This is a genomic window from Nocardia sp. NBC_00881 (assembly GCF_045207455.1).
Lineage (GTDB): Bacteria > Actinomycetota > Actinomycetes > Mycobacteriales > Mycobacteriaceae > Nocardia.
The window spans coordinates 5,868,547-5,895,510 of record NZ_CP108798.1; the positions used below are offsets into that span (position 1 = coordinate 5,868,547).

Annotated in this window: 16 protein-coding genes; 15 read left to right on the forward strand and 1 reads right to left on the reverse strand. The window is 66.5% G+C overall.

Annotation, left to right across the window (positions count from 1 at the left end):
• From OH799_RS25145 to OH799_RS25200, 12 genes are all read left to right on the forward strand, one after another.
• A complete protein-coding gene (locus OH799_RS25145) occupies nt 1–927 on the forward strand; it encodes a decaprenyl-phosphate phosphoribosyltransferase (protein ID WP_406268723.1) in 927 nt (308 codons plus the stop codon).
• A 4-nt stretch (nt 928–931) separates the two neighbouring features.
• Nucleotides 932–2,881 carry a flagellar motor control protein ZomB gene (gene zomB, locus OH799_RS25150; protein WP_406282517.1) on the forward strand — a complete coding sequence of 650 codons (1,950 nt, stop codon included), beginning with the start codon at nt 932–934 and terminating at the stop codon, nt 2,879–2,881.
• Between the two features lie 226 nt (nt 2,882–3,107).
• Complete coding sequence (locus tag OH799_RS25155) at nt 3,108–4,172, forward strand: alpha/beta hydrolase (RefSeq protein ID WP_406268726.1); 1,065 nt, start codon at nt 3,108–3,110, stop codon at nt 4,170–4,172.
• Nucleotides 4,173–4,907: 735 nt separating this feature from the next.
• Nucleotides 4,908–5,963 (forward strand): alpha/beta hydrolase, encoded by a 1,056-nt coding sequence (locus tag OH799_RS25160; protein ID WP_406268729.1) that lies wholly within the window; start codon nt 4,908–4,910, stop codon nt 5,961–5,963.
• A gap of 866 nt (nt 5,964–6,829) precedes the next feature.
• Nucleotides 6,830–7,870, forward strand: coding sequence for an alpha/beta hydrolase (locus OH799_RS25165; protein ID WP_406268732.1), 1,041 nt, complete (start codon nt 6,830–6,832; stop codon nt 7,868–7,870).
• Nucleotides 7,871–8,157: 287 nt separating this feature from the next.
• A complete protein-coding gene (locus OH799_RS25170) occupies nt 8,158–9,939 on the forward strand; it encodes an alpha/beta hydrolase-fold protein (RefSeq protein ID WP_406268735.1) in 1,782 nt (593 codons plus the stop codon).
• Nucleotides 9,940–10,230: 291 nt separating this feature from the next.
• Complete coding sequence (locus OH799_RS25175; protein ID WP_406268738.1) at nt 10,231–10,743, forward strand: DUF732 domain-containing protein; 513 nt, start codon at nt 10,231–10,233, stop codon at nt 10,741–10,743.
• Nucleotides 10,734–11,726: a cutinase family protein gene (locus OH799_RS25180; RefSeq protein ID WP_406282520.1), complete on the forward strand. Its 993-nt coding sequence runs from the start codon at nt 10,734–10,736 to the stop codon at nt 11,724–11,726. Before OH799_RS25175 ends, OH799_RS25180 begins: the two co-directional genes overlap by 10 nt.
• A 249-nt stretch (nt 11,727–11,975) precedes the next feature.
• A complete protein-coding gene (locus OH799_RS25185; RefSeq protein ID WP_406282523.1) occupies nt 11,976–12,965 on the forward strand; it encodes an LLM class F420-dependent oxidoreductase in 990 nt (329 codons plus the stop codon).
• 190 nt (nt 12,966–13,155) lie between these two features.
• Nucleotides 13,156–15,072 (forward strand): long-chain-fatty-acid--AMP ligase FadD32, encoded by a 1,917-nt coding sequence (gene fadD32 / locus OH799_RS25190; protein WP_406268741.1) that lies wholly within the window; start codon nt 13,156–13,158, stop codon nt 15,070–15,072.
• Between the two features lie 108 nt (nt 15,073–15,180).
• The gene (pks13, locus tag OH799_RS25195) at nt 15,181–20,499 is read left to right on the forward strand and encodes a polyketide synthase Pks13 (protein WP_406268744.1); all 5,319 of its coding nucleotides are present in this window, start codon (nt 15,181–15,183) and stop codon (nt 20,497–20,499) included.
• Nucleotides 20,496–22,040: an acyl-CoA carboxylase subunit beta gene (locus tag OH799_RS25200; RefSeq protein WP_406268747.1), complete on the forward strand. Its 1,545-nt coding sequence runs from the start codon at nt 20,496–20,498 to the stop codon at nt 22,038–22,040. Before pks13 ends, OH799_RS25200 begins: the two co-directional genes overlap by 4 nt.
• 70 nt (nt 22,041–22,110) lie before the next feature.
• On the opposite strand, the gene OH799_RS25205 is transcribed toward OH799_RS25200, so the two are convergent.
• Entirely contained in the window at nt 22,111–22,608 is a 498-nt protein-coding gene (locus OH799_RS25205) for a peptidylprolyl isomerase (protein ID WP_406268750.1), read from the reverse strand.
• A gap of 195 nt (nt 22,609–22,803) precedes the next feature.
• Between OH799_RS25205 and OH799_RS25210 the strand changes: the two genes are divergently transcribed.
• The 3 genes from OH799_RS25210 to OH799_RS25220 all read left to right on the forward strand — a co-directional run bounded on the left by OH799_RS25210 (nt 22,804) and on the right by OH799_RS25220 (nt 26,916).
• The gene (locus tag OH799_RS25210) at nt 22,804–26,169 is read left to right on the forward strand and encodes an arabinosyltransferase domain-containing protein (RefSeq protein WP_406268752.1); all 3,366 of its coding nucleotides are present in this window, start codon (nt 22,804–22,806) and stop codon (nt 26,167–26,169) included.
• Nucleotides 26,170–26,284: 115 nt separating this feature from the next.
• Nucleotides 26,285–26,503, forward strand: a complete 219-nt coding sequence (locus OH799_RS25215; RefSeq protein WP_406268755.1) for a type II toxin-antitoxin system CcdA family antitoxin — start codon at nt 26,285–26,287, stop codon at nt 26,501–26,503.
• Nucleotides 26,500–26,916: a type II toxin-antitoxin system VapC family toxin gene (locus OH799_RS25220; protein ID WP_406268757.1), complete on the forward strand. Its 417-nt coding sequence runs from the start codon at nt 26,500–26,502 to the stop codon at nt 26,914–26,916. Before OH799_RS25215 ends, OH799_RS25220 begins: the two co-directional genes overlap by 4 nt.
• The last annotated feature ends 48 nt before the right edge of the window (nt 26,917–26,964 follow it).

The window sequence follows — 26,964 nt, forward strand, 5'->3', positions numbered from 1 at the left end:
ATGAGTGAAGAGCCGACTGGCGCCGACCTAGCCGAGGCCGTCGTCAAGGGTCCGCCCAAGACGCTGGCCGGTGGTCTGTTCAAGGCTGTCCGGCCGCGGCAGTGGGTGAAGAACGTCCTGGTGCTCGCCGCGCCGCTGGCCGCCGGCACGGCTACCGAGGTGGACGTGCTCGCGCATGTCGGCATCGCCTTCGTGGTGTTCTGTATGGCGGCCTCGGGCATCTATTTGGTCAACGACGCGCTCGACGTGGAAGCCGACCGGGCGCACCCGACCAAGCGGTTCCGGCCGATCGCTGCGGGCATCGTCCCGGTGAACCTGGCCTACCTGCTCTCGGCGGTGCTGTTGGCCGGGTCGATCGCGGGGTCGTTCCTGGCTTCGTGGCAGCTGGCCGTGGTGATGACTATTTACATCGCGATCCAGTTGGCCTACTGCTTCGGCCTCAAGCACCAAGCTGTGCTGGACATCTGCATCGTGTCCTCGGGCTTCCTGCTGCGCGCGGTGGCCGGCGGCGCGGCGGCGAGCATCCCGCTCTCGCAATGGTTCCTGCTGATCATGGCCTTCGGTTCGCTCTTCATGGCGGCGGGCAAGCGCTACGCCGAACTGCAGATCGCGCTGGGCACCGGCGCGAAGATCCGCAAGTCGCTCGAGTACTACACCCCCACCTATCTGCGCTTCATCTGGACGCTGGCCGCGACGGCGGTGGTGGTGTTCTACGGGCTGTGGGCGTTCGAGCAGGACGGCAAGAATCACACCGAATGGTTCGCCATCTCGATGATTCCGTTTACCATCGCAATCCTGCGTTACGCGGTCGACGTCGATGGTGGCGAGGCCGGTGAGCCCGAAGAGATCGCGCTGGGGGACCGTATCCTCCAGTTCCTCGCAATCGCCTGGATCGGAGCGGTAGGTGTCGCTGTCTATCTCACCTGACGAGATGCTGGTCGCGGAGCGAACGGAATACGCAGGGGAGGGGCCGGCTGATGAGCTCGCTCCCTCCGCATCGCGGTTCGCACGTCTATCCAAGGTCACGTTCGTCGGTGGGATCGCGCTCACCGTTGTCCTTTTCGCGGTCGGCGGCTGGCAGCGGCGCTGGATCGCCGATGACGGTCTCATCGTGTTGCGGACCGTACGCAATCTGCTCGCGGGCAACGGCCCCGTCTTCAACGCGGGCGAGCGCGTCGAAACCAATACCAGTACCGCATGGACCTACCTCGTCTGGTTCTTCAGCTGGCTGACCCAGGCGCGACTCGAGTATGTGGTGCTCGGCGTCGCACTGACGGTTTCGCTGGCCGCGGTGGTGTTCGCCATGGTCGGGTCGTCCCGGTTGTGGGGCGGGACCGGTTCCGGCTTGCTGCTGCCCGCGGGGGTGCTTGTCTACATCGCGCTTCCCCCGGCCAGGGACTACGTCACCTCCGGCCTGGAGAGCGGCCTGGTGATCTGCTGGATCGGCCTGCTCTGGTGGCAGCTGATGCGGTGGAGCCAGGCGAAATCGTTTCGGCTGCCAGGTTTGCTCGGCCTGGTTTTCCTCGCCGGGCTCGCGCCGCTGATCCGCCCCGAGATGACGCTCGTCGGCGCGCTGGCGCTGCTGATGATCTTCCTGGCGCCCATGCCGGAGAGCAGGATTCGCCCCATCATGCTGCGCGCGGTGATCGTCGCGGTGGCCGGGCTGGTTCCGCTGGGCTACCAGATCTGGCGGATGGGTTACTACGGCCTGCCCTATCCGAACACCGCGGTCGCGAAGGACGCGGGCGGCGCCAAGTGGAGTCAGGGCTTCACCTATCTTTGGAATCTGGTCGGTCCCTACTTCTTGTGGATGCCGCTGCTGGTGCTGCTGATCGGTGGGGTGGTCGCGGCGCGCGCCCGTTCCCAGCGGATCAAGGCATGGTCCGAGCACGCCGCGGACGAAGAGCGTGGTTGGTCAGTGCAGCGGATAAGGGAACGGCTGCGTTCGCCGGGCGCGGTGGTCACTCTTGTGCTGTTCAGCGGATTCATCTTGACCCTCTACGCGCTGCGCGTCGGTGGTGACTTCATGCACGGCCGTATGCTGCTTCCGCAGCTGTTCCTGCTGCTTCTTCCGGTCGCGGTGATCCCGATCCGGCTGCCCGAAGGCGGCTTGCGCGCGGCGACGGCCGCCGACTGGTCCTTCGCGGTGGTCCTGTTCGCGCTCGTCGGCACCGCGGGCTGGGCGCTGTTCGTCGCCAATACCACCGCGATCAAGACCGGCACCAAGATCACCTCGACCGGCATCGTCGACGAGCGCGTCTACTACGTGCTCAACACCGGTCACGACCATCCGATCCTGGCGGAGGATTACCTGGATTACCCACGCATCCGCGCGATGGTCGACGACATCGCGGCCACCCCGAACGGCGGGCTGCTGCTCAATTCGCCGTCCTTCATGTTCTGGTATGTCGCTCCACCGCCGCAGCCCATCCCCGCCGGCGGCGTCGGCCACTCGGTCTACTTCTTGAATCTCGGGATGACCAGCATGAACGTCCCGCTGAACGTCCAGGTGATCGATCCGATGGGTCTGGCCTACCCGCTGGCCGCGCACACCGACCGGCTCACCGACGGCCGGATCGGGCACGACAAGAGCCTGTACCCGGACTGGGTCATCGTAGACACCGGCATGGTGGACAGGAAGCCGTGGATGCCCTGGTACCTGGACGAGAAGTGGGTGACCCAGGCGCGCACCGCGATGGGCTGCCCGGGTACCCAGGCGCTGATGATCTCCTACCGCGACCCGCTCACGTTCGAGCGCTTCCGGCACAATTTCCGCAATGCGGTGCGATTCGCCGAATACCGGATGGACCGGGTGCCGAAGTACGAGATTCAGCGCTGTGGGCTGGTCGATCCGTTTCCCCAACCCGTCGCGCCACGCTGATCCCGACCACACCGGTCTCACCATTCACGGTGGGTCCGGTGGTTCCATTGGACGAATCCGATAAAGTGGTGTGCGCCGCTTTATCTCGTTTTGATAACGTCCAGGCATCGATGCCGCGATAGGCTGCGGTGCGTACGCCTAGCTGTGGTGTCCGCTGATCGTGGGCATCGGCGGGTCATCGTGTGGACGGCTGCCACGGTCGCCGTATAACGAAAGGTCGAAACTGATGCGAGGCGTGATCGGACGTCTGAATACTCGAAGAACAGGGGCCTGGCTCAAGCGTTCGATGCTGGTGTCCCTGGCTGTTCTGCTGCCGCTCGGGGTGTCGGTGGCAGGCCCTGCCGCTCCGGCGTCCGCTGCCTTCAATCCAGACGGCTTCGACTTCTGGGTCGATTCGGAGATGGGGCCGATCAAGTCGCGTATCTTCCGCGCGGCCGACGGCAACACCGGGCGCGTCGTGTACGCGCTGGACGGCATGCGCGCGCGCAACGACCTCAGCGGCTGGGAGGTCGACACCGAAGTCGCACGCGAGCTGACCAAATGGAACATCAACGTCGTCATGCCGGTCGGCGGCCCCTCCAGTTTCTACGCCGACTGGAACGCTCCGAGCGACTTCTTCGGTCTGGGCAGCGCGGGATCTTCGTCGACCGGTTCGGCGAACTCCGGCTCCGGTCTGCTGACCGGTTCCGTGGGTGGGCCGGGCAAGGCCAGTACCTACAAGTGGGAGACGTTCCTCACCACCAACCTGCGCTCGGCGCTGCGCGACCGGCTCGGGTTCAACCCGAACCGCAACGGCGTGTTCGGCCTGTCCATGGGCGGCAGTGCCGCGCTGACGTTGGCCGCCTACCACCCCGACCAATTCCGTTATGCCGGTTCGTACTCCGGCTACCTGAACATCTCCGCGCCGGGCATGCGCGAGGCGCTGCGCGTGGCGATGCTGGACGCGGGTGGCTACAACATCGACGCCATGGCGCCACCGTGGGGTCCGCAGTGGCTGCGGATGGATCCGTTCGTGTTCGCGCCGCAGCTGAAGGCCAACAACACCCGACTGTGGGTCTCCGCGGGTAGCGGTCTGCCGAGCGCGGCGGACGGCCTGAGCTTCAATACGGTCAACGCGATGGGTCTGGAGGCGCTGGCGCTGGCCAACACCCGTGCGTTCCAGGTCCGCATGCTGACGCTTGGCGCGGGCAACATCACCTACGACTTCCCAGCTGTCGGAGTGCACAACTGGAACTACTGGGCTGACGAGGTGTACCGGATGATCCCGGATCTGTCGGCCAACATCGGCTGAGTTGTTCGGCCGCGCCTGCGGCGAGGCGTGTTCGCGCGCACCTTCTCGGCTGGCATCCGAGTGATCGATCTCGTGACTGCGGTCGCATGCTTCGATCGCTCGGGCGCGAGTCGGGCCGCGAACAGCTCGTAAGACTCGAACTCGACGGGGCTGAGTTGGTCGGCGCCGTCCGTGAAAGACCGCCCTGTGCCCTTGTGGGCTGGGGCGGTCTTTCCTATATCCGCAGTTGTTCCGGCCTTTATGGCTTGGTCGAGCGGCTGAGACTTACGCCTGCGGTGCATGCGCTTCGTCACTCGGCCCCAGACAGGCCGTAGGACGCTGTGCTGGTTTCGCAGCACATCCGGCCCATGTTCCGGAGCCTTTCGGCTTGCGGGCGAGGGATCGACAATCGGACCGAGAACCTGCTCGTAAGACGCGCATCCGACGGTGTGGGTCGGTCGTTGCTTGGCGAAAGATCCTCCGTGTGTCTTGTGCATCGGGCGGTTTTCGTATTCCGCAGTCGTCCGCGACTCCGTTTACAACGAATATGAAGCGGAAAACCTGTCGGTAGTTGTGGCATGGATCACTATCCAGCAACATGTAGGCATCCGTTTTCGATTGATACACGAAGCACATGCACAGAGGTCGTTTCGTCCGTTCCTGGTGGACGTCGAGATCTCGGTGTCCGATGAGGGGGCCGGTGGGGATCGCTAGAAATTTGCCGACCCGGCCGCCTGAGCGAAAGGGTCGAGTGTGATGCAAAGTGCGCGCGGGAGACGCGGGCTCGATAGGTCAAGAGGTTCGTGGCTGCGACGGTCGGCTGTCGGTATCGCAGCGGCGATGCTGCTGCCGTTCGGCGCCACCGTCATGGGCACCGGCGCCACCGCATCGGCGGCGTTCAACCCGGCGGCCTTCGACTTCTGGGTCGATTCCGGCATGGGCCCGATCAAGTCCCGGGTCCTGCGTGCCGCGGATGGCAACACCAACCGCGTCGTCTATGTACTGGATGGCCTGCGGGCCCCGGAGAATCTGAACGGCTGGGAGATCGAGACCAACATCCCCGAGGTGCTGGCCGGCCAGAACATCAACGTGGTCATGCCCGTCGGTGGCATGTCGAGCTTCTACGCCGACTGGAACGCGCCGAGCGAGTTCTTCGGCGTGCCGGCAGGCTCCGGCTCGAGCACCGGCTCCGGCGGGCTCGACGGGTTCGCCGGCGGACCGGGCAAGAGCTATCGGTACCAGTGGGAAACGTTCCTGACCAATAATCTGCGCTGGGCCCTGCGCGAGCGGCTCGGGTTCAACCCGAACCGCAACGGCGCCTTCGGCTTGTCCATGGGCGGCAGCGCCGCGTTGACGCTGGCCGCCTACCATCCGGACCAGTTCAGCTTCGCCGGTTCGTTCTCCGGCTACCTGAACAACTCCGCGCCGGGCATGCGTGAGGCCATTCGCATGGCGATGATGGACGCCGGCGGCTATAACGTCGACTCGATGGCGCCACCCTGGGGTCCGCAGTGGCTACACATGGACCCGTTCGTCTTCGCACCCAACCTGGTCCGCAACGGCACGCGCTTGTGGATCGCCGCGGCGTCCGGTCTGCCCTCGGCCACCGACGGCCCGAGCTTCAACACCCTCAACGGCATGGAGTTGGAGGCGCTGGCGCTGGCGAACACCCGCGCATTCCAGGTTCGGATGGCGACGTTGGGTGGCGGCAACGCTGTCTACTCCTTCCCGCCCTACGGCATCCACGCCTGGAACAACTGGTCCGACGAGGCCCTCAGGATGCTCCCGGATCTATCCGCCCACATCGGCTGAATTGTCTGCAGCGCTGTGTTTGTTTTGCAGCGCCTGCGGCGCTGCCTGTTCGCGGCCCCTTGATGACTCGCGTCCGAGCGACCGCCGCTGGCGACTTCGTCGCGGACGCGTCGGCCGCTCGGACGCGAGCCGGGCCGCGAACGGGCAATGCCAGGTCTCGCTTCGCTCGGAACCGGGAATGGGCCGATGGGGTTGCGTCAGGAGGCGAGGGCGGTATCGTCTGGTCGGCATCCGGCACTCGACGGGCCCTGGTTGTATGGCGAGCTGGGAATTTGTGTTTGTGAACGGCGGCGGGCGCGGGTCAGCATAGTTGGCTGGATGATCGCTGGTAGGAGCTTTCGGCGTGGACGGGTTACCTCATGTGGTCGACTGTGGCTGGCTTCTCAGCCAATCTCGACAAATTTCGGCCCCGCATCACGATCCAGTATTTGAGTGTTTTCGGGTGCGACGGCGAATCCCGGGCTGGTCGCTGCGCTGTTCCGGCGAGTGGTACTACACAGGACCAAGCGTCCGAGCTGCTTGCGACCGGAGCGCGAATCCTGGGGTGAGTGCCCGGTTCCTTCCATGAATGGAATATCTTGGGTTCCAGCACGACATCACCGCGAGAACGCGATAGGGTCACCGCACCATCACATACTGCGAACGGGCGGATTTCGGCAGTTGAAAGCCCCGGGCCTTGCTTAGGCGAGGGGTGTCGAATATCGTCCACCGAGCGTAAGTGTGACCAGAACGTTGTAGCGCCGTCACTAGTACCGAAATGTCGGGATTCGGTGCGCTGTGATGTGTGTCTCGTTGGCAGCACGGGTGCTGTTCGGCCCCACAAAGGTGGCGAGCGGCACCACAACAGCAGAAAGAGAGCAGAATTCATGCGTTTCGGCAGGGCGGCCGCGCCGAAGAGAACCAAGTCGGGACGGCGACGCGCACCTCGTGGTTGGCGTAATCGAATTCTGGCTGTCGGTGCCGCTGTAGTGGCGCTACCGATCGCCGCCGGGCTGGCGGTCCCGACTGTCGCCACGGCGGCACCGTCGGCGCATGCGCCCGTACTTCGGGCTCCCGCGGGCGGCTACGAGGACCTGATGGTCCCCTCCAGTATGGGCCCGATCAAGGTCTCGGTGCAGTGGGCTTCGCGCGGCGGCAACGCGGCGCTCTACCTGCTCGACGGTCTGCGGGCGCGCGACGACCGCAACGCCTGGTCGTTCGAGACCAACGCGATGCAGCAGTTCGGCAACGACAACATCACCCTGGTGATGCCGGTCGGCGGCCAGTCCAGCTTCTACACCGACTGGTACGCGCCGTCGAACCTGAATGGCCAGAAGACCACGTACAAGTGGGAGACCTTCCTCACCAAGGAACTCCCGACCTTCCTGGAGGGCTACGGCGTCTCGCGCACCAACAACGCGGTCGCCGGCCTGTCCATGGGCGGTAGCGGGGCGTTGGCCCTCGCGGCCTACCACCGCGACCAGTTCAAGTTCGCCGCTTCCTACTCGGGCTACCTGAACATCTCCGCGCCGGGCATGCGCGAGGCGATCCGCATCGCGATGCTGGACGCGGGCCGCTTCAACGTCGACTCGATGGCCGCCCCGTGGAGCCCTGCGTGGCTGCGGATGGACCCGTTCGTGTTCGCGCCGCAGCTGCGGGGCCTGCCGATGTACATCTCGGCGGCCAGCGGTCTGCCGGGTCCGTACGATCAGCCGAATTCGGCGGTCGGCGTGTTCAACACCAGCACCGCGATGGGGCTGGAAGCTCTGTCGCTGGTGAACACCCGCGCGTTCCAGGCCCGCCTGAACTCGCTGGGCATCCCGGCCCGGTTCGATTTCCCGGCCGCGGGCACCCACACCTGGAAATACTGGGAGGGTCAGCTGTTCGCCTCGCGGAACATGATCCTGGACGCCACCGGCGGCTGGTGACCTAGTTCGTCGCTTCGCGCCTTCAGGCCGCACCGAATCGGTGCGGCCTGAAGCGCGTTACGGGCAGGCTCGATCGAACCGGCTCGATAGCGTTCGGCACAGGCAGGTGGATTCCTGGCCCAGCAAATCAGGCAACCCGGTCTGTTCGCAGCGCGTGTCTTCCCGAAACACCGCCAGTGCGGGAGTACAAAGCTCTTGTGGCAGGGATTACATGCGGTAAATGGGGGAGGCGCGTACCCCGCGGTGCTCGTCCGGCCCGCGGGCGGCTCATGCTGCTTGCCGCCGCCATGGTGCTACCGCTAGCCGCGGGGTTGCCCGTCAACGCCCCCGCCACCGCGCAGCCCACCGTGGCCCTCACTCCGCCGCTCGTCGAGAAGGTCGTGTGGCTCACTGACCGGAGGGTCTCGCTATGGGTCACTTCGCCGTCCATGGGGTCGCCCATTCAGGTGCAGCTGCTGCTGGCCCGGGACTGGAACGCCCGTCCGGACGCTAGATTCCCGGTGCTGCTGCTGCTCGACGGCCTACGCGCCGCCAACGACGAGAGCGGTTGGACGAAGGACGCGGGCGCGGCCGACTTCTTCGCCGACAAGAACGTCACCGTCGTGCTTCCGGTCGGCGGGCAGGCCAGCTTCTATTCCGACTGGCTCGAGCCGAACAACGGTCACAATTACAAGTGGGAAACCTTCTTGACCAAGGAACTTCCTCCGCTGCTCGAGAGCAAGTGGCGGGCCACGGAAGTGCGTGGCATGGAGGGCCTGTCGATGGGGGGAACGGCCGCCATGTTCCTGGCCGCGCGCAATCCCGGCTTCGCGAAGTACGCCGCCTCGTATTCCGGTTTCCTGACCACAACGACACTGGGCATGCCGCAGGCCATCCAGTTCGCCATGCGCGACGCGGGCGGATTCGACTCTGCCGCCATGTGGGGTCCGCCGACGAGTTCGGAGTGGGAGGGACACGATCCGTACGCGCTGGCGGACAAGCTGAAAGGGATCAGCCTCTACATCTCCAGCGGCAGTGGCGCGACCGGTCCCTACGACCATGCCTCCGGAATCCCCGGGCTGAGCACCAACGTCGCGGGCATGGGCCTGGAACTCCTGTCCCGACTCACCTCGCAGAACTTTGTGACCAAGCTGGGCAAACTTGCCATCCCGGCTCAGGTGAACTACCGCCCGTCCGGCACGCACTCCTGGCCGTACTGGGATTTCGAAATGCGCCAGTCCTGGACACATGCCGCGGCCGCGCTCGGCGTGGACCCGGGCAAGCTCGCCTGCGTGGCGGGCGGCGCGATCGGCGCGGCGGCCGCCCTGAACGGCTGGCTCGGCGAGTGTCTCACCGGCGAGTACCAGTTGGCCGGTGGCGTGGCACAGGACTTCAAGGGCGGCCGAGTGTTCTTCTCGCCTGACACCGGCGCGCACTCGGTGGGCGGCATGATCGGCGCCGGCTACCAGGCCGCCATGGGCCCGGCCGGTCCGCTCGGGCTGCCTACCGACGACGAGCGTCCGCTGCCGGACGGCCGTGGCAGGCTGCAGACCTTCCAGAACGGCTCGCTGTACTGGACGCCGCAGACCGGCGTCCAGGCGGTGCGCGGTGCGATTCTGGAGGACTGGGGCAGGCAGGGCTACGAGCGCGGCCCCGCCGGATACCCGATCGCACCGGAGATCCAGACGCCGAACAAGGCCGGCGCGGTTCAGGCCTTCGAGAACGGACCGTTTTACTACAACGAGAAGACCGGTGTGCATCGAGTCCAGGGCCTGATCTTCGGGAAGTACGCCCAGATGGGCTACGAGAACAGCTGGTTGGGGTTCCCGGTCGCCGAGGAAGAGCCCCTGAAGGATCTCGGCCGGTTCAGCCGCTTCGAGGGCGGCAACGTCTACTGGAGTCCGGTGTCGGGCGCCTGGGCCGTGCAGAACGGTTCCGTCATGGACGCCTGGCGCGACGCCGGATACGAGAACGGCAAACTCGGCTACCCGATCAGCGACCAGTTCCCGATTCCAGGCGGTGTGCAGCAGAACTTCCAAGCTGGATTCATCACGGTGCGCGACGGCACACCGGAAGTCCACAGCATCTGAAAACAGACCGGTTTGTTAAAGGATGGCTGCCTTCTGAAGTGGCCACGCCGCGCGAGCTGCGAGGAGATCGCTAGCACGCAGCGCCGCACGGGGCAGCCACCTCCACCAAGCGATCGCCTGCTAGCACGACCACTCGGCCGGGTTCCCGGTTCCGAGCGCAGCGAGACCGAGCATTGTCCGTTCGCCAAGAAGGGGCCGCGAACACGCAGTGCCGAAGGCGCTGCAAAACAAACACAGCTAGCCTGGTGGTCGACCCGACCCGCTTCGCGAACAGATCGAGGACAAGAATTCATGCATCGGACCCGTGGAAAGGTAGTCGGCGTGGTTGCCGCGATCGCAGCGACCGGCCTGCTCGCCGCGTGTGGTGACAATGATTCGACCGTATCGAGCACGCCGACGCGCACCACGACGGCGACGCAGCAGGCCACCTCGTCGACCACCGCGGTCGCCACTGGACAGCCCGCGCCGGAGCAGCCGCCCACGAGCGCGGAGACGCCCGAACGGCCGCAGCCGGTGCCTACCGAGGCCGCTCCACCCGCGGACACCTCGAAGCTCACCGACAAGGACAAGAGGTTCCTCGACGAGCTGCAGAAGCAGGGCATCACCCCGGCCACGCCCGACATCGCGCTGAGTATCGGCGCGTACGTCTGCCAGGGCACCGCCGCGGGCGCGTCCGATCAGGATCTGATGACCTTCGTCACCGCGATGGCCGGTTCGGATCCGTCCTTCGATCCGGCGAAGATGCCGGTCGAGCGGGCCGGGCAGATCTACATCGCCACCTCCAAGGCGACGTACTGCCAGTGAGTGCGCGCAGCCGTTCGACATCCCGCCGGTCCAAGCCGGCGGGATGTTTGATCTTGATCGGCATCGTCGTGCTGATCATCCTTGTCGTCCTGCTGCTGTGGTATCTGCTAGCGGGGCGGTTGCGGCCACCGGAGCCGGGACCGAAGCCGCCGGAGCGACCGACCTCGCAGCCGGCGAGTTGTCCTGACGTGCAGATGATTTCAGTGCCGGGCACGTGGGAGTCGAATAGCTATGATGATCCGCACAACCCGGCCGCGAACCCGCTATCGCTGATGCTCAACATCTCCGATCCGGTTGCGCAGAAGTTCCCGACCGAGCGGCTGGACGTGTACACCGTCCCGTACATCGCGCAGTTCTCCAACCCGATAGCGATTCCGCCGGATGGCCAGCAGTCCTACAACAACAGCCGCTCCGAGGGCACGAAGCGGATGGTCGACGCGATGGTCGCCCGCAACAAGGAGTGCCCGCTGACCACCTATGTGCTCGCCGGATTCTCCCAGGGCGCGGTGATCGCAGGCGATATCGCCGCGCAGATCGGTGCGAACAAGGGCCCTGTGCCCGCCGACCTGGTGCTCGGCGTGATGCTGATCGCGGACGGCAGGCGTACCGGTGACACGGGGCCGGGCCAGGCGATCCAGATCGGCACGCCCCCGCTGGGCGTGGGTGCCGAAGTCGCGCTGAATGGGCTCAACGTGCCGGGCATTACGATGACCGGTCCGCGTCAAGGGGGCTTCGGCTCGCTGGCCGACCGTACCTACACGATCTGCGCCCCAGGCGATCTGATCTGCGACGCACCGAGGGAGGCGCTGAGCCCATGGAACATCGTGGTCAGCGTGAACACCCTGGTCCGCGCAGTGGGCAATCCGGTGCACAGCCTCTACAACGGCTTCGTCGTCGACGCCGACGGCACCACCGCGACCCAGTGGACGGCCAACTGGGCCGACAGTCTCATCGCGACAGCGCCGCATCCGCCGCATCCGTGAAAATTCACAGCACGTGAGATACCCCGCAGGCGGATGGAGTGACAAGCGCAACTCGAGTTGGGCAGCACGCTGTAAAGTGCGCTGGTGATCGCGACGCTGGGCAACGCCGCAGGCACGGGCGTCGCGCCCGAATTTCCCCAGAGCCAGGAGCATGAGTTCATGACAGATGCCGCCGCTAGCGATCGCTTGCGGGTCGCTCGAACCGGCACCGCACCGGCCACCACGGCGAGCCGTGAAGCGGACGCTGCGTTGACCGCGCTGGGCACTCCGTTGCGTCCGTTCCGCTTCGCGGCGGCGGGCGAGGGAAACAAGCAAGAGGGCGGTGCCCGCAAATTCGTCCAGACGGCACAGCAGGCCGAGGAGTACGGCTTCGACACCTTCGTCGTGCCCGACCACCTCGGTGAGCAGATCGGACCGATCGCCGCGCTCGGCGCACTCACCCAGGCCACCGAGAAGATTCGCCTGGGCACCTCCGTCCTGGCGAACGGTTTCCGGCACCCTGTCGTGCTGGCCAAGGACCTGGCCACAATCGACGTGCTGTCCAAGGGACGGCTCGAGGTCGGTCTCGGCGCGGGATGGATCAAGGAAGAGTTCGAGAACGCGGGCATCCCCTACGAGTCGCCCGGCATCCGGCTGGAGAAGCTGGACGAAGCGTTGACCATTCTCGACGTGCTGCTGCGTGGCCAGGAGTGCACCTTCGACGGCAAGCACTACCAGGTGCGCGGAATCAAGGGCACGCCACGGCCGCGGCAGGGTCCGCGTCCGCCGATCTGTACCGGCGGCGGCGGTCCGAAGATGCTGCGGCTGGCCGCCAAGCACGCGGACATCGTCTCTGTCGTTCCGGTCACCACAAAGAACGGCAAGGGCCTGCTGTCCGGCATCACCATCGAGAAGGCTGTGGAGAAGGTGAACTTGATCAAGGAGGCCGCCGGTGACCGGTTCGCCGACATCGAGCTGAACTGGGCCATCACCGCCGTCGTGATCACCGATGATCGCGAGAAGACAGCGGAGATGGCGCTTTCGGCGTTGGATAGGGGACTACACCCGAATCTCGAGGTGGATGTCCAGCTTTCCGTCGAGGACATCCTGAACTCGCCCTATGTGGCGATCGGCACATTCGAGGAGATCGCCGAGCAGATCCGACGTGTGCGCGACCTCACCTCGATGTCGTACGTGGGTGTATTTCCCACTCAGATGGACGCGTTTGCCCCCGTGATTCCCCTGCTGCGAGACGAGTGAGCCGGTCTGCTCTGTAACATGACTCTGATTTGAGTAAATCTAGCCGATAGCGGTCACCGCGCAGACCGCACAAAATCTGCAGGCCGGCTCTGCACTTGGAGCAACCCGCGGGCGAAAGCGAGTCGGGGCCACACAGGCAACAGCGGCGATCTCGCCGTCTTGCTGCGTGCGCCTCGGAGGAGAAGAAGGAATGGAAGAGACTTTCGACGACTACCTGGACGAAACCGGGAACATCCGCATTCCCGAGGATCACACCCTGGTTGATCACGTCGAGAAGCACACCCGGAACGACGCGAACACCCTGGCATATCGCTACATCGACTACTCGCGGGAGCGCGACGGCGAGGCGCAGGAGCTGACGTGGCGTGAGTTCGGTATTCGGCTGCGCGCGGTGGCCGCTCGATTACAGCAGGTGACCAACCCGGGCGACCGGGTCGCGATCCTCGCTCCGCAGGGCTTGGACTACGTGATCTCCTTCTTCGCCGCGATCTACGCGGGCACCATCTCGGTGCCGCTGTTCGATCCGGACGAGCCCGGCCACACCGATCGCCTGCACGCTGTGCTCGGCGACTGTGAGCCGTCGGCCATCCTGACCGCCAGCTCCTCGGCGGCCGGGGTCCGGCAGTTCTTCCGCTCGCTGCCCGCCGCGCAGCGCCCGCGTATCATCGCCGTGGACGCGATTCCGGACGGTGTCGGAGAGAGCTGGGTGCGTCCGGACGTCGCGGTAGACGACATCGCCTACCTGCAGTACACCTCGGGCTCCACCCGGGTGCCCGCCGGTGTCGAGATCACCCACCGCGCGGTGGGCACCAACCTCTTGCAGATGGTCGACGCGATCAACCTGGACTGGAACTCACGGGGCGTCACCTGGCTGCCGTTGTTCCACGACATGGGCCTGCTGACGGTGATCCTGCCCGCTGTGGGCGGCAAGTACATCACCATCATGTCGCCGAGCGCGTTCGTGCGCCGCCCCTATCGCTGGATCAAGGAGCTGGCCGCCGCCAACGACGGCGCGGGAACCTTCGCCGCCGCGCCGAACTTCGCGTTCGAGCACGCGGCCGCGCGCGGTCTGCCGAAGAACGGCGAGTCGCTGGATCTGTCGAACGTCATCGGACTGATCAACGGCAGCGAGCCGGTCACGACCTCGTCGATGAAGAAGTTCAACGAGGCATTCGCCCCGTACGGTCTGTCCAAGACCGCCATCAAGCCGTGCTACGGCATGGCCGAGGCGACGCTGTTCGTTTCCGCCACCAAGGCCGAGGACGAGGCCAAGGTCACCTATGTCGACCGCACGGAACTCAACGCGGGGCGCATGGTGAAGGTCGAGCCGACAGCCGAGAACGCGATCGCCCAGGTGTCCTGCGGTTATGTCGCGCTCTCGCAGTGGGCCGCCATCGTCGATCCGGAGTCGGTCGACTCCGACCGCGGCGGCAAGGAAGTGCCCGACGGCCGGGTAGGCGAGATCTGGCTGCACGGCAACAACATGGGCATCGGCTATTGGGGTCGTCCCGACGAGACCGCTGCGACCTTCCGGAACAAGGTCACCCAGCGCCTGACCGAAGGCAGCCACACCGACGGCACCGAGCCGGACGCGGACTGGATGCGCACCGGCGACTACGGCGTCTACTTCGAGGGCGAGCTCTACATCACCGGTCGCGTCAAGGACTTGGTGATCGTGGACGGACGAAATCACTACCCACAGGACCTGGAGTTCTCCGCACAGGAGGCGAACAAGGCGCTACGGCCCGGCTTCGTCGCCGCGTTCTCGGTGCCTGCCAACCAGCTCCCGGCCGAGGTGTTCGAGCAGGGCAGCCATTCCGGCTTGAAGTTCGACGCCGACGACGCCTCCGAGCAGCTGGTCATCGTCGCCGAGCGCGGACCGGGTGCGGGCAAGGCGGACCCGCTGCCGATCGCCGACGCGGTGCGGGCCGCCGTCTCGCTGCGCCACGGCGTGACCGTTCGCGATGTCCTGCTGGTACCCGCAGGTTCGATTCCGCGCACATCCAGCGGCAAGATCGCCCGGCGAGCATGCAAGGCCGCCTATCTGGAGGGAACACTGCGGGGTGGTTACACCCAGCAGGCGTTTCCCGATGCACTGGAAGAGTGATTGCCAAGGGCGGCCTCGGACCGACCATCGTTGCTCGGCGCCGACCTTCCCACGCCGAGCGTCAATTGACGGTACGCCCGGTACGTAGACAGGTAGCTTGAGGAATTGATGGCTGACAACGAGGGCACGCCCACACAGACGATCGAGACCCCGCCCGCCGAAGCGACCGCCCATGCGGCAGCCGGGAGTTCGGCCGAATCCCCGAAGGGCGGCACGCAGGCCGACCTGTCGGTGGCGGAGCTGCGCGAGTGGTTGCGCAGGTGGGTCTCCGAAGCGACCGGACAGCCGATCGAGCAGATCACCGTGGACCGGCCGATGGAGGAGTTCGGGCTCGCCTCACGCGACGCCATCGCCCTGTCCGGTGATATCGAGGAACTGACCGGCGTGATGCTGACGGCCACGGTTGCCTACCAGCATCCGACCATCGCTTCGCTCGCCGAGCGGATCGTCAACGGTGAGCCGGAGGCGGCGGAGGAATCATCCGACGACGCCTTCTACACCGCGGGCTACACGCCGGGCGCTGCGCACGACATCGCCATCGTGGGTATGTCGACGCGGCTGCCCGGCGCGGGCACCACGCCGGAGTCGACATGGGAATTCCTGATCGGACGCGGCGACGCCATCCGCGAGCTCCCCGACGGCAGGTGGGCCGAGTTCTCCAGCGACCCGGTGGCGGCCAGGGCGATCGCCGAGGGCAATAGCTTGGGCGGCTATCTCGACCAGGATGTGGTGAAGGGCTTCGACGCGGAGTTCTTCGCGATGTCGCCGATCGAGGTCGAACGGGTAGATCCGCAGCAGCGCCTCATGATGGAGTTGACCTGGGAGGCGTTGGAGCACGCGAGGATTCCGGCGAGCGAACTCAAGGGTGAGCCGGTCGGTGTCTTCATCGGCACCTCGACCAACGATTTCATGCTGATCGCCGCGCTCGGGCTCGGCGAGGAGGACCCGTCCGCGCCCGCGTCGGCCGCCGCGTACGGCTTGACCGGCAGCTCGTCGGGCATCATCTCCAACCGCGTCTCCTACTTCTACGACTTCCGCGGACCATCGGTCGCCGTCGACACCGCGTGCTCTTCCACGCTGGTCGCGGTGCACCAGGCGGTGCGTGCGCTTCGTGATGGCGATGCCGACGTCGCCCTGGCCGGTGGCGTGAACATGCTGCTCGCGCCGATGGCTACGCTCGGCTTCGACTCGGTTGGGGCGGTCGCGAAAGACGGCCGGATCAAAGCGTTTTCCTCCGACGCCGACGGTATGGTGCGTTCCGAAGGTGCCGGGCTGGTGGTGCTCAAGCGACTCGCCGACGCCGAGCGCGCCGGCGACCGGATCATGGCCGTCATCAAGGGCTCCGCGGTCAACAACGATGGCCGCTCCAACGGCCTGCTCGCCCCGAACCCTGACGCTCAGGCCGACGTGCTGCGCCGGGCTTACCGGGACGCGGGCGTCGTGCCCTCGACCGTCGACTACATCGAGGCACACGGCACCGGCACGTTGCTCGGCGACCCGATCGAAGCCGATGCGCTCGGTCGGGTGGTCGGCCGCGGCCGCGAGGCCGACAAGCCCGCGCTGCTCGGCTCGGCGAAGACCAACTTCGGTCACCTGGAGTCCGGCGCTGGTGCGGCGAGCCTGGCCAAGGTGGTGATGGCGTTGCAGCACAACGTACTTCCGCCCAACATCAACTACGGGGGGCCGAACCCCTACATCCCGTTCGAGCAGGCGCACCTGAAGGTGGTCACGGAGCCGACCGAGTTCCCGCGCTACAGCGGCACCGCTACCATCGGCATCTCCGGTTTCGGGTTCGGCGGCACCAATGCGCACGTCGTGCTGCAGGAGTACGTGCCGAGTGCGACGGAGGGCGCTGTCCCGGCGTCGGCGCCCGAGGTTGCCGACGTCGAGGCGGCGCTGGACGAGACCACCGATGTGGTTGCGGAGGCCGCCGCCGTCGTCGCGGACACCGAAACCTCCTCGTCCGTTGCCGAATGGACCGCCGAGCGCACCGAGCCGCTGCCGATGATCCTGCCGGTGTCGGGTTACCTGCCTTCGCGTCGTCGCCGCGCCGCCGCCGAGCTGGCCGACTGGCTGGAGTCCGAGGCGGGCGCGCAGACCCCGCTTGCCGATGTGGCGCGCTCGCTGGCCAAGCGCAGCCACTGGCGCTCGCGCGGTGTGGTGCTCGCCAAGACACACGAGGAAGCGATCGCCGGACTGCGAGCCATCGCGGCGGGCAAGCCGGGCGTCGGCGTGTTCACCGCCGACGCTCCGGCCGCGATGGGCCCGATGTGGGTGTTGGCCGGTTTCGGCGCACAGCACCGCAAGATGGGTAAGCAGCTCTACCTGGAGAACTCGATCTTCGCGAACGCCGTCGACGAGGTCGACGAGCTGGTGCTGGACGAGGCCGGATACTCGGTGCGCGAAATGTTTCTGGACGACAGCCAGGACTACGACGTCGGTACCTCGCAGGTCGGCATCTTCACCATCCAGATCGGTCTCGCCGCGCTGCTGCGCGCGCACGGCGCCGAACCCCAAGGCGTGGTCGGCCATTCGATGGGCGAGGTCGCGGGTGCCTACATCGCGGGCGGCCTCGACCTCGCGGACGCGGTTCGCGTGATCTGCGCCCGTTCCCGCCTGATGGGCGAGGGCGAGCAGATGATCAGCGACGATGATGTGCGCAACATGGCGCTGATCGAATACAGCGCCGAGGACGTAGCGAAACTGCTGCCGGACTACCCGGACGTCGAGGTCGCGGTGTACGCGGCGCCGACCAACACGGTGATCGGCGGTCCGCAGGATCAGGTCGCCGCGATCGTCGCGCAGGTGGAGGCCGCGGGCAAGTTCGCCCGCGTGTTGCAGACGCGCGGCGCGGGCCATACCTCGCAGATGGATCCGCTGCTCGGTGAGCTGGCCGCGGAGCTGGCGGGCATCGAGCCGACCAAGCTGAAGCTCGGCCTGTACTCGACCGTGCACAAGGAGAAGTACATCCGTCCTGGTCAGGACCCCATCCACGATGAGGACTACTGGGTCAAGAACATGCGCCACAGCGTGTACTTCACCAACGCGGTGAAGCTCGCGGTGGACACCGGGCACACCACGTTCCTGGAGTTGGCGCCGAATTCGGTGGCGCTGATGCAGGTTCTGGGTACCACCTTCGCGGCGGGCGTGCACGACGCGCAGCTCATCCCGACGCTCAAGCGCAAGGAGGACGAGTCCGCGGGTGTCATCGCCGCACTCGCTCAGCTCTATGTGCACGGCCACACGGTGGATCTTCCCTCGCTGCTGCCCACAGGGGACTACGCCGACATTCCACGAACCACATTCCTGCGCAAGGAATACTGGCCGAAGGCGAAGATGTCCGTGAGCGGCACCAGCCGGGTGCCCGGAGCGCACGTCGCGCTGCCCGACGGCAGGCACGTCTGGGAGGTGCAAGCGTCGTCCGTCACCGATCTGGTAGCACTGGTGAATTCCGCTGCGGCGCAGGTACTCAGCGATGTATCGCTGAGCGCGTCGATCCCGCACGGCGCTATCCCGGCCGCGGGCACGCTCACCACGACACTCACCCCACACCCCGGTGGCGCGTCGGTGCAGGTGCACGCCAATGAGAACGCCGCATTCCGGCTGCTGTTCGACGCGGTGGTCATCTCGAGCCAGCCCACCCACTCGGTGCCGCTGCCGGAACCCGTAGTGGCCGAGTCGGTTCCGGCCGCTACGGCGGTGCAGCAGGGCGACGCCGACATCGAGATCGTGGAGACCTTCGGCGCGCGGTGGGATCCGAGCGGCACGCAGACCGTGGAGGAGCGGCTCGCGCTGATCGTCGCCGAGTCCATGGGCTACGCGGTCGAGGACCTGCCGATGGAGATCCCGCTGATGGAGCTCGGTCTGGACTCGCTGATGGCCATGCGCATCAAGAACCGGGTCGAGTACGAGTTCGACATCCCGCAGCTCCAGGTCCAGGCCGTGCGCGACGCGAGTCTCCATGAGGTCGGCAAGGTGCTGCGCTACGCCATCGAACACCGCGACGAGGTGCAGGCGATGGCTGACAAGCAGGCCGCCGACAAAGCCGCGGGCGGGTCGGGCGAGCTCACCGTCGACGGCGATTTCATGGCCGCGGCCAGGACTGCCCTCGCCACCGGCGCGGACCCGGTCGCCGCGGTATCGGAAGCGGTGTCCGCGACGTCGGCCACCGAGACCACGACACCGGGCACTGCTGCCGCCGCATCGGACGCCGCCGTCGCGGCGCTGGAAAACGCTGCGCCCGAAATGGACTCGGGCCACGTCGCAGAGCCCGCTCCCGCGGTGGCAGCGGCTCCTGCGACACCCGCCGAGCTCTTCGGCGGTAGCCAGTCTGCCGATGAGGACAGCGTCCCGCCGCGCGACGCCGCCGAACGCCTGACCTTCGCCACCTGGGCGGTGGTGACCGGCAAGTCGGCTGGAGGGATCTTCGACACTCTGCCGATCCTGGACGAGGACACCGCCGAGAGGCTGGCGGCGCGTCTCAGCGAGCGGGTCAAGGCCGAGGTCACCGTCGACGACGTGCTCGACTGCGAGACCATAGAGCAGCTGGCCGCTATCGTGCGCGAGCTGGAGGACAGTGGCGCCGATGTGGACGGTTTCGTCCGTCCGCTGCGTGCGCGGACGGAAGGCTCGACCGCGGTGCCGGTCTTCGTGTTCCATCCGTCGGGCGGCAACACACTGGTCTACGAGCCGCTGCTGAAGCGCCTGCCCGCGGACACACCTATGTACGGCCTCGAGCGAGTCGAGGGTTCCATCGACGAGCGGGCTCGCCAGTACCTTCCCGAGCTGCGCAAGATCCAGGGTGACGGTCCGTTCGTGCTCTACGGATGGTCGCTCGGTGCGGTGCTGGCCATGCATGCCGCGCAGTTGCTGCGCGCCGAGGGCGCGGATGTGCGCATGGTCGGCCTGATCGATCTCGCCATCCCGACCGCGGGGGAGGACAACAGCCCTGACGAGCGTGTGCGCCGGATCGAGCGCTACCAGGCTTTCGCGAAGAAGACCTACGGCGTCGAGGGCGAGTTGGACCGTGAGCAGTTGGAGACGCTGGCCGGGGCCTCGGACGAAGAGCAGTTCAAAATGATCAGTGATCTGATCAAGATCAGTGGCGCGAAGATCCCGGGCGGTGTACTCGAGCACCAGCGCACCTCATGGATCGATAGCCGTCATCTCGCCAGGACCCAACCGTCCCACTACGACGGGGATGTCGTGCTCTACCTCGCCGACCGCTACCACGACGGCATGATCGAGCTCGAGCCGCGCTTCGGCGAGCGAGTGCCGAACGGCGGCTGGGACGACTACCTGACGAACCTGGAGATCATCCATATCGCGGGTGATCACCTGCAGATCATCGATGAACCGCGGATCGGGAAGATCGGGGCCGACCTGACCGCGAAACTCGCCGCGATCGAGGCGAAAGGGGCGAAGTGAGCACTACGGCCGAGAAACTCGCCGACCTGCGCAAGCGACTGGAATTGGCGCAGGAGCCTGCGGGTGAGGCGGGGGTGGCCAAACGGGCGAAGAAGGGAATCCCCAGCGCCCGCGATCGGATCAACATGCTGCTCGATCCGGGCACCTTCGTGGAAATCGGTGCACTCGTACGCAAGCCGGGCGATCCGGCAGCGCTCTATGGCGACGGCGTCGTCACCGGCCATGGCCTGGTCGAAGGCAGGCCGGTGGCGGTGTTCTCACACGACCAGACCGTCTACGGCGGTTCGGTCGGCGAGATGTTCGGTCGCAAAGTGGCCGGGATGCTGGAGTACGCGGCCAAGGTCGGCTGCCCGGTGGTCGGCATCAACGACTCCGGCGGCGCGCGTGTGCAGGAGGCGGTGACCTCGCTGGCGTGGTACGCCGAGCTGGGGCGGCGTCAGGAGCCGCTGTCGGGTCTGGTCCCGCAGATCTCGATGATCCTCGGCAAGTGTGCGGGCGGCGCCGTCTACGCCCCGATCAACACCGATGTAGTGGTGGCCACCGAAGAGGCGTACATGTTCGTCACCGGCCCGAAAGTGATCCGGGAGGTGACCGGCGAGGACGTCAGCCTGGAGGAACTCGGCGGCGCGCGCAGCCAGGCCGAATACGGCAACATCCACCACGTCGCCAAGGACGAGGTCGCCGCGTTCGAGTGGGTGCGGGATTATCTGAGCTACCTGCCGACCAGCTGCCAGGAGCCTGCGCCGATCGTGAACCCTGGTCTGGAGCCGGAGCTCACGGACAGCGACCTCGAGCTGAACTCGATCATCCCGAATTCCGACAACGCCGCGTACGACATGCACGACGTCCTGCTGCGCATCTTCGACGACGGCGCGTTCCACGAGGTCGGCGAGACCGCGGGCCGCAACATCATCACCGGGTTCGCCCGCGTCGACGGGCGGAGCGTCGGTGTCGTCGCCAACCAGCCGATGGTCTATGCGGGCGCGCTGGACGCGCGGGCGTCGGACAAGGCGGCGCATTTCGTGCGGCTCTGCGACGCGTTCGAGATTCCGCTGGTGTTCGTCGTCGACACGCCCGGATTCCTGCCTGGTGTCGAGCAGGAGAAAATCGGCGTCATCAAACGCGGGGGGCGGTTCCTGTTCTCCTTCGTGGAGGCCACGGTGCCGAAGGTGACCGTCGTGATCCGCAAGTCTTACGGCGGCGGCTATGCCGTGATGGGTTCCAAGCAGCTGGGGGCTGACGTGAACCTGGCGTGGCCCACCGCGCGCATCGCGGTGATGGGCGCCGAGAGCGCGGTCAGCCTGATCGGCGGCAAGCAGCTGGAGGCCGCGCCGGAGGAGCAGCGGGCGGCCATGCGCCAGCAGATGATCGACTTCTACAACGCCACCATGGCGACGCCGTGGGTGGCCGCCGAGCGCGGGTACATCGACGCGGTCATCGAGCCGTCCACCACGCGGCTGGAGCTGCGCCGCGCGCTACAGCTGTTGCGGGACAAGAGTCTTGCCCGCAACCCGCGCAAGCACCACCTGCTCCCGTTGTAGCGCTGACGGACCACGATCGGGCCGCACCCCATTGGGGCGCGGCCCGATTCGCGTTCTGTGCGGGGAAAGATCAACCGATGCTGGCGGATTCGATGACGACGTCGTCGACCGGAACATCCTGGTGCATGCCCGCCGAGGAGGTGGACACAGCGGCGATCTTGTCGACCACCTCGGTGCCCTCGGTCACCGCACCGAAGACGGTGTACCCCCAGCCCGACGGGGTGGGGGCGGAGTGGTTGAGGAACTCATTGTCGGAGATGTTGATGAAGAACTGCGCGGTCGCGGAGTGCGGGTCGTTGGTGCGCGCCATCGCGACGGTGTACTTGCTGTTCTTCAGGCCGTTGTTCGCCTCGTTCTGAATCGGTGCCTTGGTGCCCTTCTGGCGCAGGCCGGGCTCGAAGCCACCGCCCTGGATCATGAAGCCGGGAATGACACGGTGGAAGATCGTGCCGTTGTAGTGTCCCGCGTTCACGTATTCCACGAAGTTGCGCACCGTGCCCGGCGCCTTCTGGTCGTCCAGTTCGAGGACGATCGGTCCGTAATTCGTCGAGAGATTCACCTTGGTCATACCCCCACCTTTCCATCGGTGTCGCTATCGGTCAGCAGTACGGGTCCCTTACCGCGCCGGGGCGTGCCGGTAATGGCTTTTTCCGGTCTGCCGGGCATGCCATTCTGGCAGTCGGCCGCGAATAAGCTGAGACCCGCAAATTCTCCGGGCCACGCTCTGCCCGCGCAGAGACGCGGGCAGATAGCATTGCCAACCGTGCCCGACGCCGCTACAGCTGTACTGACGAAGCCGCCCGCCGTTCCGGCGGTCACGCCGAACGATTTCCGCACCGCGCGAATAATCGCTCTGGTCGCCGGGGTGCTCGGCGCGCTGTTCGCGCTGGCGACGCCGTTCTTACCGGTCACGCAGACCACCGCGGTGCTGAACTGGCCGCAGAGCGGGACGCTCGGCAACGTGCAGGCCCCGCTGATGTCGCAGGTCCCGATCGAGCTGAACGCGACGATTCCGTGCAGCACTATCGCGCAGTTGCCCGAGCGGGGCGGCATGCTGCTGGCGACTGCGCCGCCGCAGGGCGACCGGGCCGCGCTGGAGGCCATGTTCGTCCGGGTCTCCGAGAGTTCGGTGGACGTGATCGACCGCAACGCGGTGGTGGTGTCGGCCGACCGGGAGCGGATGGGTGAGTGCACGTCGCTGACCATCAGCTCGGACAACGACCGCACGCGCGCGGTATTCGACGGGCTCACCAGGCAGGTCGAGCAACCGGTCGCTGGTGCGGCGCCGGGGGTGACCGAGATGGTCACGGCGCCGGTGGAAGGTCAGCTGAGCGGCGATCTGCGTCCGCAGGTGGTCGGGGTCTTCTCCGACCTGAAGGGCGCGGCGCCGGAGGGATTGGCGTTCCACATGACCGTGGACACCCGTTTCTCGTCCGGCCCGACCGCGATCAAGCTGATTGCGCTGATCGCGGCGGTGCTGTGCACGCTGGCGGCGTTGGCGGCGCTGGCTCGGCTCGACGGCAGTGACGGGCGCGGGCACCGCCGGTTCCTTCCGGCGAACTGGCTGAAGCCGACCTGGGCGGACGGCGCGGTGATCAGCACGCTGGTGCTCTGGCATTTCGCCGGCGCGAATACCTCCGACGACGGCTACATCCTCAGCATGGTGCGTGTCGCTCCGCATGCGGGGTACATGGCCAACTACTTCCGCTGGTATGGCGTGCCGGAGGCGCCGTTCGGCTGGTACTACTACGTGATCCAGGTCTTCTCGGAGATCTCCACGGCCAGCCCGTGGGTGCGGTTGCCGGCGCTGGCCTGCGCGATCCTGTGCTGGATGGTGATCAGCCGCGAGGTCGTCCCTCGGCTCGGTCGCGGTGTTCGCAGCAGCAATGTCGCGCTGTGGACCGGTGGTCTGGTCTTTCTGGCGTTCTGGCTGCCGTTCGACAACGGTCTGCGCTCCGAGCCGGTCGTTGCGCTCGGCGCACTGCTGACCTGGGTGTCGATCGAGCGGGCCATCGCGACCGGCCGCCTGCTGCCCGCCGCCATCGCCGTGCTCGTCGCGGCGTTCACTCTCGCGGCGGCGCCGACGGGTCTGATGTGTGTGGCGGCGTTGCTCGCGGGCATCCGTCCGCTGGTGCGCATCGTGGTGCGCAAGCACCGGCGGTTCGCCGCCGACGGGGTGGGGCCGTGGGGCTCGACGCTGCCGCTGCTCGCGCCGATCGCGGCGGCCGGTGTTCTCGTGCTCACCGTGGTCTACAGCGACCAGACCTTCGCCGGTATCCAGGAGGCCAACCGGGTGCGTCAGGTGACCGGGCCGAACCTGGCTTGGTACGAGGACTACCTGCGCTACTACTACCTGTTCGTGGAGACCGTCGACGGTTCGCTGTCGCGCCGTTTCGCCTTCCTGGTGATGCTGCTGTGCCTGTTCACCACCATGCTGGTGCTGCTGCGTCGCAGGCAGGTCCCTGGCATCGCGAGCGGGCCGACCTGGCGGCTGATGGGCGTGGTCTTCGGAACCATCTTCTTCATGATGTTCAACCCGACCAAGTGGACTCACCACTTCGGCGCCTACGCGGGCATCGCGGGGTCACTGGCGGCGGTCACCGCGGTCGCGGTCTCGGCGAGTGCGCTGCGGGCGCGAAAGAACCGGGCGATCTTCCTCGCCGGGTTGCTGTTCGTGCTCGCGGTCGCGTTCTCCGGCATCAACGGCTACTGGTATGTGTCCAGCTTCGGTGTGCCGTGGTTCGACAAGCGCATCTCGCTGCACGGCTATCAGTCGAACACCGTGATGCTGGTCCTGTTCGGCGTGGCGCTCGCGCTGGTGGGCTGGTACGCGCTGCGCGAGGACTACACCAAGCCACAGCCGTCACCGAAGTCGCCGCGCGGCAAGCGGATTCGCAAGTTCGCCGCGATCCCGCTGACCGTGGTCGCCGCGCTGATGGTCGCGTTGGAGGTGCTCTCACTGGTCAAGGGGGCGGTCTCGCAATACCCGGCGTACTCGCTGGCCCGCTCGAACATCGACGCGCTCGGCGGCAATACCTGCGGACTCGCCAACGACGTCCTGGTGGAACCGAACCCGAACGGTGGCAGGCTGGAGCCGATCATCGATCCGGCGCATCCGCCGACCGATCCGGCTGACCCCCTCGCGGGTGTCGATCCGGTCGGTTTCGACCCGAACGGCGTGCCGAACGATCTGTCAGCCGACAGCGTCGAGGTGAAGCCGGGCACCGGCAACACTTCCACCCAGTCGGTCGGCGCGGCGTTCGCCGAGGGACAGAGTGCCGGTACCGGAGGTGGTCAGGGCGCGCGCGGCGTGAACGGCAGCACCGTCGCCCTGCCCTTCGGCCTCGATCCGGCGTCCACGCCGATCCTCGGCAGCTACCAGAACGGCGTGCAGCAGCCCGCGAACGTCACCTCCAGTTGGTATCAACTGCCCGCCCGTTCGGCGGACAAACCGCTGGTGGTGATCTCGGCCGCAGGTCGCATTCTCTCCTTCGACGACACCGGCGCGATGAAGTACGGTCAGTCGCTCACCGTCGACTACGGCAAGCACCTGCCCGACGGCAGTGTGCAGAAGCTCGGCACCTACCTGCCGCGCGACATCGGCCCGTTCCCGTCCTGGCGTAACTTGCGGGTGCCGCTGGACGAGATCGCACCCGACGCCGACGCGGTGCGCATCGTCGCCAACGACCCCATCCTGATCGGTGACCAGTGGCTGGCGTTCACTCCGCCGCGCATGCCGAAGCTGCAATCGCTCAACAACCTCCTCGGTTCCGAGCAGCCGATCCTGCTGGACTGGGCGGTCGGCCTACAGTTCCCGTGTCAGCGGCCGTTCTACCATGAGAACGGCGTCGCCGAGGTTCCGGGCTACCGCATCCTGCCGGACCGCCCGCTGGCCATCAGCTCGACCAACACCTGGCAGGCCGAGGAGTTCGGCGGCCCGCTCGGCTTCGCGCAGATGCTGGGCAAGTCGACCACGGTGCCGACCTACCTGAAGGACGATTGGGCGCGCGACTGGGGTTCGCTGGAGCGGTACGACCAGTACGACCGCAACGCGGTCCCGGCCAGGCTGGACACCGGCACGGTGACCAGGTCCGGCCTGTGGTCCCCGGGCGAGCTGCGAGCGTTCTGACCCATCCGGGCCACTCCGAACACAGGGCCGCCGCGCAGGTAGCAATCCTGCGTGGCGGCCATCCGCCACACCACCTACAGCGCGATATACACACGTAAGTGTGTATATTTGTGGTATGGCTCGGCTCAATGTGTATGTTCCCGATGAACTGGCTGAGCGCGCCCGTGAACGGGGGCTCAATGTCTCCGCGCTGACACAGGCCGCGATTCTCGCGGAACTGGAGAAGAGCGCGACCTCGGCTTGGTTAGCTGAGCTCGCAGACGACCGCCCTGAGGTCTCACATGCGGCCATCCTTGCTGCCCTCGATTCCGCGCGCGACGAGTTCGGCCGGTGACCGATTCCGAACAGATCGTTCTAGATGCCAGCGCGATGGTCGATGTTCTTGTGCGCAACGACCGCACAGCCGCCGTGAGCGCGAGGATCACGACGACCGTCATGCATGTCCCAGCCCACTTCGACGCCGAAGTCCTCTCCGCGCTGGGGCGACTGAACCGAGCGGGCGAGCTGACCGACACCGACGTCGAGACCGCACTGAGCCGCCTCGCCCGCGCGCCACTGACCCGCCACCCGCTGCTGAACCTGACCAAAGGTGCTTGGGCTCGGCGGACCGCGATCAGGCTGACCGATGCTCTCTATGTCGAACTGGCCGAACAGCTGGACATGCCGCTGATCACCACGGACGGACGGCTGGCTCGAGCGTCCTCACGTGCCGAGGACATTCGCGCTGCGGTGGAACAGCGAGAATGAGTTCGGTCGTGAGCACACCTACCTGATCCCGATCGGATCGTCGGTCTG